Annotated in this window: 9 protein-coding genes; all 9 read right to left on the bottom strand. The window is 42.9% G+C overall.

Going from position 1 to position 13,414, the window contains the following annotated elements:
* Positions 1–132: 132 nt before the first annotated feature.
* On the bottom strand, positions 133–774 hold the full coding sequence (locus DQW11_RS13405; protein ID WP_157966113.1) for a hypothetical protein: 642 nt from the start codon (positions 772–774) through the stop codon (positions 133–135).
* Between the two features lie 111 nt (positions 775–885).
* The gene (locus DQW11_RS13400; protein WP_113924574.1) at positions 886–1,296 is read right to left on the bottom strand and encodes a rhodanese-like domain-containing protein; all 411 of its coding nucleotides are present in this window, start codon (positions 1,294–1,296) and stop codon (positions 886–888) included.
* Positions 1,297–1,410: 114 nt separating this feature from the next.
* Positions 1,411–2,556 (bottom strand): aminotransferase class V-fold PLP-dependent enzyme, encoded by a 1,146-nt coding sequence (locus DQW11_RS13395; protein ID WP_232826745.1) that lies wholly within the window; start codon positions 2,554–2,556, stop codon positions 1,411–1,413.
* Positions 2,557–3,002: 446 nt separating this feature from the next.
* Complete coding sequence (locus tag DQW11_RS13390; RefSeq protein WP_232826744.1) at positions 3,003–4,148, bottom strand: alpha/beta hydrolase family protein; 1,146 nt, start codon at positions 4,146–4,148, stop codon at positions 3,003–3,005.
* A gap of 60 nt (positions 4,149–4,208) precedes the next feature.
* A complete protein-coding gene (locus DQW11_RS13385; RefSeq protein WP_113924924.1) occupies positions 4,209–5,855 on the bottom strand; it encodes a sulfatase family protein in 1,647 nt (548 codons plus the stop codon).
* 296 nt (positions 5,856–6,151) lie between these two features.
* On the bottom strand, positions 6,152–8,452 hold the full coding sequence (bglX, locus tag DQW11_RS13380; protein WP_113924572.1) for a beta-glucosidase BglX: 2,301 nt from the start codon (positions 8,450–8,452) through the stop codon (positions 6,152–6,154).
* A 274-nt stretch (positions 8,453–8,726) separates the two neighbouring features.
* Positions 8,727–10,685 carry a glucoamylase family protein gene (locus tag DQW11_RS13375; protein WP_113924571.1) on the bottom strand — a complete coding sequence of 653 codons (1,959 nt, stop codon included), beginning with the start codon at positions 10,683–10,685 and terminating at the stop codon, positions 8,727–8,729.
* Positions 10,686–10,757: 72 nt separating this feature from the next.
* Positions 10,758–11,840 carry a LamG-like jellyroll fold domain-containing protein gene (locus tag DQW11_RS13370; protein ID WP_113924570.1) on the bottom strand — a complete coding sequence of 361 codons (1,083 nt, stop codon included), beginning with the start codon at positions 11,838–11,840 and terminating at the stop codon, positions 10,758–10,760.
* A 27-nt stretch (positions 11,841–11,867) separates the two neighbouring features.
* Positions 11,868–13,409 (bottom strand): RagB/SusD family nutrient uptake outer membrane protein, encoded by a 1,542-nt coding sequence (locus DQW11_RS13365; protein WP_113924569.1) that lies wholly within the window; start codon positions 13,407–13,409, stop codon positions 11,868–11,870.
* Positions 13,410–13,414: the final 5 nt, after the last annotated feature.

The following is a 13,414-nucleotide window of genomic DNA, read 5'->3' as shown; positions in this document are numbered from 1 at the left end:
AGAGTTTTGCAAAACTAAAATCTATCCTATGATGATTAAATTATTTTGAAAAAATAAATATATCAAATTACATTTTAAATAAATTCATGATTAAAAAATACACCTATTAATCAAATAGGTTTTGAAAAGCTATTATTCAAATTTCAATCCCTTTTCTATTTCCTCTTTTTCAATTGAATTGTAACTGTAAGATTCAATCTCAAATTCGTTAGAAACAGGAAACTTTCCATTGTATTTGGCTATAGACTTTGAATAATATTCAACTGTCTGATATGTTTTTTGATTTGCTTTAATTTCTTGTAATGTTTCTTTTATTCCTTCTATTGTCCATCCATTTTTCAAATAGAATGATGTATCTATTTGAAATTCAATTTGAGAGGCTAAAATTTGCTTCTGATCTTTACTTAAATAATATGTCACTTTTGAAGGTGATTCACATTCAAAATTACTTTCCGTTTCTCCGTAACCATTAAGGTTATATTGAATTATAGTTGAATCGTCCGGATACTCAAATTTTATCCAAGAAACCAAATAGCAAAGCCTATTAAAAACAGTGGAATTTTTCTCATAAAATTTAATTTCAATTACCCTACCATATCTATCTATCTCCTCACTTAAATGATGATTTGGCAGGTTATCTTTTGAAATATTCCATCTTTCAATATAAAAATCTGATGCTGTCTGTTCATACTCATGATATACTATCTTTGTCTGACAGTAACAACTTGTCACAAAAAGAAGTAAGCAAGTTATAAGTGTTGCATCTTTTTTCATATTTGACATTTACTGACTATTAAGAAAGTTTGTCTTTCGAAATTTCAGATTTTAAAATATTTAAAAGTATTTCTGAAAGTAGTAAATTTTTAGCTTTCGTTTCACGACTTTCTAATCCGGTTTTACCACCTCAAACCCATTTTTCTTCCAATCCACAATCCCGCCGCTGAGGTTATAGACTTTTGTGAATCCATTGTTCAAAAGAATGTCTGCTGCTTGTCTGCTTCTACCCCCTACTGCGCAATAGACATAGACTTCCTTGTCTTTGGGCAAGCTTTGAAGTTTTTCTTCAAAACCACTTTGGTAAATATTGATCACGTAAGCATCAGGAATGATTCCCTGTGCCACTTCCTCAGGAGTTCTCACATCCAAAACAATCCCATTTCCTGAGGCGATAAGGTTTTTGAAGGTAGCGGCATCCACATCTTCCACTTTACCTGAGACCTCAGCGTTTTCAGAAGTTTTTGAATTGCAGCTGCCCAAGAAAGTAAGGGCGAAAAGGAAAATGACAAGGTATTTCATAGTGTTTGGGTTTTAGGAAACAAATATACTTGAAAACCAAATTGACCTTTGCGGACAAAAGTCACAAAGTCAATTTCGCCCAAAATTAAAATTCGAATTAAATTTTGAGCAAACCTAAACCTCCTCTAAAGTCCTTACCAGCATGGCAATATCCTCTTCTGTATTGTACAAATGGGTAGAAAGGCGGATGGCCTTACCGCGGACTGAGACGTAGATTTTGTTTTCCTGCAGCTTTTGAAGCAGTGTCTCCTGAGAAATTGACGGAGGCAACAAAAACCCAAACAGGTGCTTTGCCCGGAATTCATCCTCTTCAACCCAATAGCCATTTTCTCTCAAGTATGCTATCAAAGGTTGGGTAAGTTCATGGCAGTAAGATTGGATGTTTTCTGTTTTCCATTCCAAAATCTGCTCGATGGCTGCGTTCATCATCGGAAGCAGGATAAAGTTGCCGTATTCGCCGACATTGTATCGCCCTGCACCTGGTGCATAATCATCCACATAATTGGTCAAGCCGGAAAAATTTTGGGCATTGCTTCTGTTGACCCAAGATTCCTCCAATGGAATCCCATTATTAAAATACTCCGAATAATAAGCCAACCCGATCGAATAAGGGCCCATCAGCCATTTGTACCCCGCGCAGATCAGCGCATCAATCTGACATGCTTCTACATCGATCGGCAAAGCGCCAACAGACTGTGTTCCGTCCACGATAAATAATGCATTATGTTTTTTGCACTTCCTGCCTATTTCGGCAAGGTCAAAAAGTGTCCCATCTGTCCAATGGATCGTCGACATGAGAACTACAGCGGTATCTTTATTGATGGCTTCAAGGATTGCGGCATTCCATCTTTCTCCTCTCTTCTCTAAAGTTTCGAGCGCTTTGATGGTTTGGAGGGATTTATGGTTGTCTCTGCACCATTTCTCAATCGCATAATAACCACTTGGAAATTCCTCAGAGACGACCAAAGCTGTGTTTCCGTTGTCTTTTGGAAGGTTTTTGACCGCTGTACTCAATCCATAGGAAGCAGCGGGGATGATGGCGACTTGCTTTGCCGGACAGTTTACCAACTTCCCAAAATTGCTTTTGAGGATCTCGGCATTTCCAAAAAAATCCTTGGGTTGGATGCCGGTGGGATTTCTTTTTCGGATCAAGGCCTCAATGCCGATTTCTTCCACTGACCGTAGCAAAGGCGACATGTAGGCGCCATTTAGGTAATGGATGTCCTCAGGGAGCTGGAAAAGGTGTTTTTGGTTTTTCATAAAGTAGACACAAAGAAAGAAAATACAGCCCACAAAGACACGGAGGCACAAAGAAAAAAAATATCTCTCGCAAAGACGCTAAGACGCAAAAGGAGAAAAAATAATACTTCAAAGTAAAATAATGGTTGAGGTGGGAAAAAACCTTCACTTGTCATTTCGAGTTTTTCAACATCAAGAGAACTGTCCAGAAAGGAACTGACATATAAGAAAACCCCCAACGGGGGTTGAACCATTAATAGCCCCGGGTTTCAACCCGGGGATTTATGGCGATTTGGTTCAGGCCAACCCTGAAGGGGTTGAACATCCTATAATGAAACAATTCTGTCATTTTAACGAAGAGAGAAATCTTTAAATTAAACCCAAAGACAGACGGCAGTTTCAAAATATTTCCCTTAAAGACCCAAAGACCGACACTGACAAACTATGGACTACCGACTATGGTCTAATCACTTCTCCTTTTTCCCCAAATTCAACTCCGCAAAATCCATATAGCTTTTCCAATCTTCCAGAGTGAGATCATGTTCGCCTTCACGGATATGGTAACCTGCGAATGGTTGAATAACCGGCCCTTTCAACTCCTCAAAGTCCAAAGGAAAACCTACCTTTTTCCCATAAATCAAAGGAAAAACCCTGCTTCCCAATTTGATCGAAAGGTACTCTCCTTTGGGGTCTGCCCACCTGTCTTCCCTTGCACTGGAAAAATAAACCGCCCGTGGCGCGATCAGTGAAACCAACATATGTTGGTCCACAGGCAGCAGCTCCTCTTTGCCGTTAAAATCTTTGAAATTGTCATTGAACCAATGGGGAAATGCCGTATTGATGACTTGGACTGTTTCTCCAAATTTTCTCTTGGACAAAGCCGCACCGCCGCATCCTGATTCGTTGGGGATCGTCACCGCCCATCGGGGATCATTGGCACTTGCCCAAAGGGCTGCCTTTCCGGATCTTGAATGCCCCACCAAAACCGCGCGGTTTGCATCGATCAAAGATTCTTTTTCGAAGTAATCCATCGCCCGCATCGCTCCCCAACCCCAAGCGCCCAATGCCCGCATACCGTCTTTTTGACCCAATTGTTCCGGATACAGCCTTTCAATTACCCCTTTAGAAAATCTATTTTTGTCATCAGGTGCCACCGTCTCCACGTGAAAGGAAGCAGTCGCGTATCCCTTTTCTACCAATTCCTTTACCGCCCAAAACCCTTCCTCGACTAATTTTCCATCTGCGTATGGGGGTTGGTAATTGATCAGCAAAAAAACAGGAAAAGGTCCTTTGCCATTTTTGGGAATAAACACATTCAAGCGCATGGTGTGGGTTTTTCCTCCACGGGAAACCTTTATATCAATCTCCTTCAGAATGGCAATACTTGGATAAGGATTTTGACTTTTTGTCACATCTGAAAATGAAATATCATCAAAATCTTTTGGGATCTGTCCATACACATTTTCTTCAAAAAGCCTCAAAATCTCCGGTCTCCGGATGTTTTCCCAATCCTCGACGGTCAGTATCGGATTTCCCTTAAGGCTGACAAATGGATCAGGCAAGATCAGGTCAGGAACTTTGCTTTCGTCATAATTAGCGGGGATCTGTGCCATAAGGTTCATTGTTAAAGAGAAAAGCAAAAGGAGAAAACTGATTTTCGATTTCATGTTGGCTTATTTAAAATGGCTGATTTCAGAGGTTTTGTATCCGATTCTAACTGCCCTTGCGGCAATGTTTTTGGCTTCAGGAATAGGCTCATGGTACAACCTCCACCGCTTCCCTCCAATTTCATCATCCACCTGATAGGCTATACTTGCTCCTTCGGTGGCAGAGGTCAAGGTCATTTTTCCTCCTGACTTTTCAAATTCAACCTTTGCTGTCTCAGGCTGTACCATGCCCGGCCACATCATATTGACTAAATCAGATTCCGGCACAAAACCCAAATCCTTTACCTTGAGTTGCCACTTGCTCAAAGCAGTCCTCATTTCCATCAACTTTTCCCTGTATTCAGGCAATTGGGCGAGGTTGTGGATTTCGTAGGGATCTTTGGCCAAATCATACAATTCTTCCTGCGGCTTGGTTTTCATAAAGATATAAGCCGCTCCTCCTGTCAGCTCACCGCCTTGGTCCATTTCAATCAGAGTCTTGGTCATGTCAATCTGCTCCCTGTAGGCGTTTCGATAAATCAGCGGCAATTCCGGACGAAAATTCCTGATATAAACGAATCTCCCATCTATCACTGAGCGGCTCATGTCCACTGCTTCATCAAAACGGTCAGCAGAACCAAAGGCATATTGGTGTGGGTTTTTGCTTTTGTATTTTCCAAAAAAAGCCTTCCCATGCATGTACTCCGGCGGTTCAATTCCTGCCAATGACATCACTGTGGGTCCCAAGTCCATTAGTGAAACGATGTCTTCTACTTTTGTTCCGGCCATTTGTCCATTTGGCAGGCGGACGATCAACGGGACACGCAGACCTGAATTCCCGACTGCGCGCTTTTGCCTCAGCAAAGGACCGCCATGATCCGACCAAAAAAAGATGATGGTCTTTTCCAATAATCCTTCATCCTCGAGTTCCTTCAGCAATGTCCCAACCTGCTTGTCAAGTTCCATGATATTGGAATAAACACGCCCGACGTCCTGTCTCACTACAGGCAAATCAGGGAAATAGGCTGGGATTTTTACCTGTTGGATATTGGAAAGCATGGGATCTGATTTCTTTCCAAAAACCCGCGACTCGTGGGTGATTTCATGATTAAAAACTGCGAAGAATGGCTGACCTGGAGCACGGTTTTTGTAATGTGCCTCCCTTCCGATTTCATCCCAAGCGGTCATCGGAGAGTTGAATTGGTAATCGGTCTTGGCGGCATTGGTGGTGAAATAGCCTGCGGCCCGGAGGTATTCGGTAAAAACTTTGACAAATGGCGGGGGAACAGCCGCATATTCAGGGACGTTTTTTCCATTGATGTCTTTTTGGTTGTAGTAGGTTTTGTAAACTTCCGCTTCAGGTTCCCGGTAAGCATAATGTGGCCCAGTCCGCATATTATGGGTTCCGATACTCACAGGATACATCGCCGTTATGATGCTGCTCCGACTGGGTGCACAGACCCCTGCTGTAGCGAATGCATTGGTAAACACAATCCCTTCCTTGGCCAATCGGCTGATATTGGGTGTCTTGATGCTGTTGTCACCATACACATCCAACAGCGGACTGATATCCTCCACCGAAATCCAAAGGATATTGGGTTTATCGGAAGATTGGGAAAAGGAGATTACTGAAAGTTGAAAAAAGAGCAGAAAGAAAAAAAGACGGATTTTCATGTTTTTTTGGGTTTGTAAAGCAATAATATCCGTCAAATACTGAAGATAAACAAGTGCAAAACAAACAATTAAAAATCCTGCCTTTTTATCCATTCGGATATTGGGCAGGATTTTAAATCGATTTTTATTTGGAAGAGGAAATCAGATTGTTCCTCTCGCTGAGACTCCTAACCCACCGCTGAGACTGTTTATTGAGAGTGACTTCATTCTTCCTAAATACCTTCGAGGTTCAAAAAAACCTCAAAGGTAGTGGTTCTGCAAACTGCGACTGATCACTGAAAACTGTAAACTCAAACCTACTCCTTCCAATCCACTTTAACCTTCTTCACATCCCGTGAGTTTCCTCCGACCATGATTTCAAATTCACCCGGTTCCCAGACAAAGTTCAGGTCAGAATTATAGAATTTGAGGTCTTCAGGCGTAATTTCAAAAGTTATGGTTTTGGTTTCACCGGATTTCAATAACACTTTTTGAAAACCTTTCAATTCCTTGACAGGTCTGGTCACTGAACCCACGACATCCCTGATGTACAATTGGACTACTTCCTTACCATCATACTTACCGGAATTGGTGAGTTCCACACTTACTGTCAATATTTGGTCACCTTGGAGGGCAGTTCTGCTTAATTTGATTTCACCATAATTGAAATCGGTGTAGCTAAGACCAAATCCAAAAGGATATAACGGTTCATTGGAAACATCAAGGTAATTGGACCGGAATTTTGAGAACCACTGTCCTTCTGAAAGCGGACGTCCGGTATTCTTATGGTTGTAATAAATTGGAATCTGACCGACATTTTGGGGGAAAGTAGCGGAGAGTTTACCGGATGGATTGACATCTCCAAACAACACATCGGCGATGGCATCCCCTGCCTCACTTCCTGCAAACCATACATTCAAGATCGCAGGCACATTTTCTTCTTCCCAAGTCAAAGCCAAAGGCCTTCCCGTAAACAAGACCATCACTACCGGCTTGCCCGTTTTGAGCAACGCCTTCAATAAATCCCTTTGATTTTCGGGAAGTTGGATATCGGTCCTGCTGGATGATTCGCCTGACATCTCAGCTGATTCACCCAATGCAGCCACGATGACATCTGCTTTTTTTGCAGCGGCCAAAGCTTCCTGTATGAGCACCTCGGCAGGGCGGTTGTCTCGGTAAGTTGGTTTTCCAAAAATGCTGACCCTGGATTCCAATAAAGAATCGGCCACCACATTGGCCCCTTTTGCATAAATGATATTTGCTTTGTCTCCGACAGCTTTCCTTAATCCTTCAGACAAAGAAACAGCTTGGTCAAATCTTCCTGCCACACTCCAGGTTCCTGCCATATTCTCTTTGTTGTCAGCAAGCGGCCCGATGAGGGCGATGGTTCCTTTCTTTTGGATAGGTAAAATTTTGTCTTTGTTTTTGAGCAAAACAAAAGATTGGGCTGCAATCTCCCGAGCGACTTTTCGGTTTTGTGCAGTAAATACCTCTTTTTTTGCACGCTCAGGATCGGCATACCTGTATGGATCATCGAACAAACCAAGCTTGTATTTTGCAATCAGTATCCTTCGGCAGGCATCCTCTATTTGTTTCTCTGTGATTTTTCCTTCGTCCAAAGACTGCTTTAGCGTGGTCAAAAACCCTTCACCCACCATGTCCATGTCCACACCTGCCTTGAGTGAAAGTTCTGATACTTTTTGCAGGTCACCAATTCCATGTTCTACCATTTCATTGATAGAAGTGTAGTCAGTCACCACAAAACCATTGAAACCCCATTGGTCTCTCAAGACATCCGTCATCAACCATTTATTGGCTGAGGCAGGTACGCCTTCGATTTCATTGAAAGATGTCATTACCGACCCAACGCCAGCATCCACCGCGGCTTTATAGGGTAAAAAGTATTCATTATACATCCTGATGCGACTCATATCGACAGTGTTGTAATCCCTTCCGGCTTCCGGTGCACCGTACAAGGCAAAGTGCTTGACACAGGCCATAATCGTATTGTTCAGGCTGAGGTCATCTCCCTGATAGCCTTTGACCATGGCTTTGGCAATCTGTGCGCCAAGATAAGGATCCTCGCCGCTACCCTCAGATACCCTTCCCCATCTTGGGTCACGGGAAATATCTGTCATCGGCGAAAAAGTCCAGTTGATCCCATCTGCACTTGCTTCGATGGCAGCGATACGTGCCGATTTTTCTACCAATTCCATATCCCAAATACTTGACATTCCGATTGGAATCGGGAAAAGGGTTTCGTATCCGTGGATGACATCCATCCCAAAAATCAATGGGATTTTCAGACGGCTTTCTTCGACCGCAATTTTCTGGACAGCCCTTATTTTTTCAGCGGTTTTGATATTGAACAATCCGCCTACACTTCCTGCTTTGATCTTTTCGGCGATGTTAGAACTCGAAGCCAAACCTGTGGTAAAATCACCTGAGGCGGGAAGATTAAGCTGTCCGATTTTTTCCTCCAAAGTCATGATGGAAATGATGGAATCTGCTTTGTAAGTATACAATTCTTCCAAGGACATATTTTCTTTGGAAGGGTTACAAGCCAAAACCAATGAAAGCAATACCGTGTAAACTAAAAATTGGTGTAATTTTTTCATATTGATATTTATTTGGGGTAGTCTTTATAATGAATGTATGTACCCAATTATGCCAGTAGATTGGATATCTATTTAAATTTTTGTCTGCAGACTGAAATATCCGGTACATCGGTCTTCCGACTTCCGTCTTCCGTCCCCATGAAGAAGAATATAGGGTTACTGGCAAAGAAGCGTATATCCATGTTATAATGTTCCCGGTTTATGAATCAAGGTCTAATTTCGGAAATTATAGACAGTATTAAGATGGTATTAAGGAATAAATGAGGGTAAACTATTAGTATGTAAAACCTAACTTATCCAAACCTGCCTGAACTTCCTGGTCTTTCATTAATAAATTCCAAAGCAATCCGGTTCTGTGATTTTCTATCATGATGATGATCGGACCTTGGTCTATGGCCAAATACGAATCGGCGTACCACTGTTCGGTAATATTGAAAGCATCATAAAATCCGTATTGTCCCCAAAGCTTTTCTCCCATTTTGTAATAGAAAAATTGAAGAGCATTCATGGATTCGACCGGGGTGTAAGGAAAAGAGGACAAAGCTGCCGTGGGCGAAATCACCCCCAAGTCATTGGTCGGAGAATGGGCATTATATCCGAGATGGTTATCACTTGCCGTCAATCCCCAACTTGACTCCGAGTATCCTGCAAAACCAAGTGGATTGCTGATGGCATGGGCTTGGTTGATTCGGGAATGGTTTACATTCTGGGTCCAATAATTGGCATATTGGTCTGAAAGGTTTCTCGGATCCAATCCGAGAAACGAATAATGGGCAAAAAAGAGAGGCCCGCCAAAATCATATCCCAGTGGCAAAGGAATCTGATAAAACATTTTTCCATTTCTCATGGCCCCGTTGTTTGCCCAGCCTTTTTCATACACTGACAAATCAATGGGATGCGTCGGCGAAGCTGCTCCCAAAACATAGACAATGAGGGATTCATTGTATCCACGGATGGGTAGGTTCATGTCCCAACCAAATTCCGGTGACCAATGCCAATACAAAATATCCTGACCGCCGCGGGTGTACCAATTCCATTCGACTCCACGCCATAGCACATCTATTTTTTCGGCCAAAGAATTTTCCGAAGGAATACCTGGATTCAAATAGGCCTTGACAGTCAATAATCCCTGTACCAACAATCCGGTCTCCACCAAATCCCCTCCGTTGTCTTTGGCACTGAAAGGGATTACTTTTCCGGTATTCCCATCCATCCAATGCGCCCAAGCTCCATGAAAGCGGTCTGCCTGTCCGAGGAAATCTATGATTTTGACAAACCTTTCAATTCCCTGTTGGCGGGTGATGAATCCTCTTTCTATGCCTACCAAAATGGCCATCAAACCAAATCCTGTTCCTCCGGAAGTCACAAGATTTCCTGAGGTGTTCCTTTCCCTTGCCATGCCGCTGTTGGGATGTCCAAAATCCCAAAAGTACCTGAATGTCTGTTCCTGAACTTTGGTGAGCAGTTCCTCCTCAGAAATGACAGGAAAAGCATTGTCTGAGCGAAAGGTGGTGAAGAATTCTTTTTTTATTCCCGCAAAACTTTGACCTTCCACGCCTTTCAATGCATTGGAAATCTCAATCGAATATTTCGTAAGATCTGTTAATGGTGATGATGCTACAACTTTGACTTTTTGGTCATTATCGGAAAAAGCGAATTGGAGAGCGGCCACTGATACCCCGGTAATTTTGGTGGCTGAAATTAAAGATTGTCGGCTGACCGGGCCGGAAAAATCTATAGTCAAAGAAAAATCCAGTGGAACATTGACTGTCCTTCCTGTTTTGGTTTGTTCAGAATTCTCAAAAATCAGCGATATGATTTTTAAATCTCCTGCGTTTGTTTTGAACTTGATGTTCTTTCCGGAAAATATGCTTTGATTGGCTCCTTTGAGACCATCAGTAATGGAAACGGTATATTCTGTGTTTGTTTTCAAAAGCCCCACAGGGAAAATCACCAGGTTTTTATTACCCGAATTCAAGCTGGTAGTAATGTCTACCGCCTGGTCTTTTTCAAAAAGCGAAATCGAATTGGCAGCAGAAGAAGGGTCTAATGGTCCTGAAAAACCCAAAGCGATGGGACGGTCCACCGGCAAATTCTCCGAAACCTCCCCTGTCAGGTTGATCGGGATATCACCGATTTCTACTTTTTCGAGATTTAATGCCGTTACCTCGGTTTTATTTTCATTGCAACTGATAAAAAATAATGCCGAAACAAAAAGAAGAAGCTTTTTCATAGAAATGAATATAAAAATGAGGATCCCAAAAATCCGGAATCCTCATTTATTTGAATAGAAAGGATAATGTGCCTATGGCTTTTCGGCATTGATAATCGTTTGGATTTGAGATTGGGTGAGCGCTTTGTTGAATATGCGTAGCTCATCAAACAAACTGCCGTCAGACAGGTGACCCCATTCGGTGAATCTCGGCGCTCCGGATGCAATGGTAAGGATGTTACATCCTGCCCAACTCACACCTGAAAAATTTCCCTGACTCGCTATCTGACCATTGATATATACCACACATTGAGTGCCTGAAATGGTAAATGCAACATGTGCCCATGTCCCGGCTGCAGGATCGATATCGGCCGCAGGACCTCCATCAAACCAATTGTCTCCTGAACCGTTGCCTACATTCAGTTTTACCCTCTGTTTACCACCGGCATTTTCCCGGAACAACCTGAAGCCTCCTGACCTGTTGTTCATATTATTGGGATTGTTGGTGTCCGGCGGACCCATGACCATGATACCTGCACGGTCAGGAGCACCGTTTACTTTGTACCAAAACACCGCACTGAATTCAGGGTTGGTCAAATTGGTCGTTGGAAAAGCAATATTGGCATTGTTAGCTCCCAAATAGGCCAAGCCTTTTACACCACCTGCAAAACCCGGATTACCGTTTACTGTTGGATTGGTGATTGTCACCAATTCTGTATAATCCCCGTCGAAAGGCAAATAGAAAACCTCCCCCTCATACACCGGGGTATAAGGTTCTACTTTCTCGAAATTGACTGTTTTGGTGGTTGATTTCCCGGAAATATCTTTCCCGGTGATGGTCAAGATATGAGTGCCATTGGCAAGTTTGGGATAGGTGTGGGTTTTGACAAACCTCCTGAAATCCAAGAACTCATCAAAAGAAGCAATTTGTGTCCCATCCAAACTTACCTGTATAGATTCTATTTCGATGTCGTCAATTACTTCAAAATTGATGTTGATAGGTGTGACATCTTCCACAACCCTGACCAAAGTGCCTTCGAGAGGGAAACTGATATTCACCTCAGGAGCCGACACGTCCGGGCCCGGTTCGACCCTTACGATTTCATCGATGTAACTTTCGGTGCAGCCCATGCTGACCAAAAACATTCCTATAAATAATAATTTTATATTCTTCATTTTTTGAGATTTTTGGTTGACAAATTTTTATCCCTGATTTGATGCTCCTTTGATCTGAGGCAAAATATCCTGCTGTTCAAGGGGATAAGGCAGGTATCTGTGGATATTCAACTGAAAGTTTCTGCCTTCATAATTCAATTCTGTAGTACGTCCATGTCTTACCAGATCATAAAATCTGATACCCCATTCTGTACCGAATTCGGCATATTTCTCATCCAAAACCACATCCAAGTTTGCACCTGAGATCGGATTCAATCCAACCCTTGCCCTTACTTGGTTGACCGCCGCGTCCGCTGAGAGCGCAGAACTGCTTGCTCCACTGACCAAGGCCTCTGCGTGCATCAACAAGATCTCTGAATACCTGATTACAGGAAGGTTTTTGTTTTCTCCGTAAGTGAATCTACCCGGTGTCAGCTGAGTGGAAGGAAGATAAAACTTACCACTGAGGAAAAGGTACCTTGGGTGACTGTTGAACACATCACCGTCAGGAGTCACATTGGAAACCCAACTTGGCAAAGTCGCATACTCCGGATCGGTTTTCAAAGCCGCGATTCCTGCGGGAGTAAATAGCACAGTTGTCTCGAGTCTTTCACGCTCGCCTCTATCCAACATAAACTTGATGTATTTCTGACTAGGTTCCCAAAAACCCCATCCGCCACCTGCTCCTGACCTTGACGGAGTCCAGCTTGCCGGTCCAAAGAAATCCCATAAGTATCTGGTAGAAGTTCCTGTCGGAGTTCCAAAATCCGAATACTGAAGCTCAAGCACATTTTCCCTGTTTAGCTTTCCGGGAATTTTGAAAAGCTGGTAGTAATCAGGCTCGAGTGCAAATAAACCGCTGCTGATGATCTGCCCGGTAGCATCTGCCGCTGTCTGGAATTCTTTCAACTCCAAGTTGGCCATGGCTTTGACAGCAAGGGCTGTAAATCTCGTGACACCTCCCCTGACATCGGATCGTTGGTTGGGATGAACTGCCGGCAAAAGCGGGATAGCCTCATCCATTTGAGCAGAGATATGTTCCATCACTTCCTGAAAAGTAGAAAGCTCTACATTGAACAGGTCACTTGGCTGAGAGGATCTAGGAATGAGGATATTTCCCCAAAGTCTGGACAATTGCAACAATTCAAAAGCGCGCATCACCTTGATCTCGGCGATGTATTGCTGGGAAGTAGTGGCACTGGCACCTGCCTCCTCAAACTTTTTGATTTCCTCCATTGCCCCATGCCAATAAAGCAGGTCAGAATAAAGGTTTAGCCAGGATGAATTGTACATCCAAAAATTCCTGTCATACCTGAAGGCATCTGTCTCTGTCAAAGGAAACTGGTCTCCCGCAGCGTTGACATCGTCTCCCCTTACGGAAATGATGGGGAAAGTTTCCCATTGAAGTGAATTCAATTCTGCATAAGAGCCATACAGCATCAGAATCATATTTGCAGACTGTGTATAGTCTGTGTTTTCGGCAATGATCTGATTTTCGAGTGGCTCATCCAACAAGTCTGTACACGAAAAGGTGAACATGGACACCATTATCACAGACAGTATATATTTTATATGTTTTGAAGTTCTCATGATGT

The sequence above is a fragment of the Cognataquiflexum aquatile genome, assembly GCF_003316845.1.
Lineage (GTDB): Bacteria > Bacteroidota > Bacteroidia > Cytophagales > Cyclobacteriaceae > Cognataquiflexum > Cognataquiflexum aquatile.
This window is presented reverse-complemented; position numbering and strand designations above follow the sequence as displayed.